The sequence below is a fragment of the Shewanella litoralis genome, from assembly GCF_009828585.1.
Classification (GTDB): Bacteria; Pseudomonadota; Gammaproteobacteria; order Enterobacterales; family Shewanellaceae; genus Shewanella; species Shewanella litoralis.
Genome location: NZ_WSRZ01000081.1, coordinates 1 through 564, shown reverse-complemented (window position 1 = coordinate 564; position 564 = coordinate 1). Strand labels below are relative to the sequence as shown.

The 564-nt window shown below is 45.9% G+C and carries 1 protein-coding gene; it reads left to right on the top strand.

The features are described from left to right. A partial coding sequence (locus GQA99_RS20205; RefSeq protein WP_160057006.1) for a transposase occupies positions 1-564 on the top strand: 564 nt, incomplete at both ends.

Below are 564 nucleotides of genomic sequence, written 5' to 3'. Positions count from 1 at the left end.
TTTAATGGTATGTGTCTGACAGAAAATGATAATGTGGCTTACAAACCTTTTCATAATCAGCTCCGCAAAGCCGCCTTTGCTGATTTTATGAAGCAACTGGTTCAGCTGGCTATCGCTCAGTTTGCACGCCAACAATGCGCTTCGCTTCCGAAGAAGTTGTCAGGCTTTGATGATATTTTGCTTCAGGACGGCAGTTCTTTTCATGTTCACAAGGCGTTAGCTGACGTGTACCCAAGCCGCTTTAAGCGTAATCCCGCCGCGATAGAGTGCCATATGACCATGTCATTGCGCACATTTAATCCCACAGCAATGGCGATAAGTGCTGATACCGTTTCAGAAAGAACCTATCTCCCCATGGCCTTTAGAATGAAAAATACACTGCTTCTGGCTGATGCGGGCTATCCTGATTTCGAATATTTTGCCAATGTGGAACGCCATAATGGTTTCTATATTTTTCGGGGGACAAAGTCACTCAACCCAAGAATAGTTGAAGCTAGAAATGGCAAGGGCCGTGTGCTGCCTAAGCTTGCCGGAGTGAAACTTAAAGACATCACGCGTCGCACC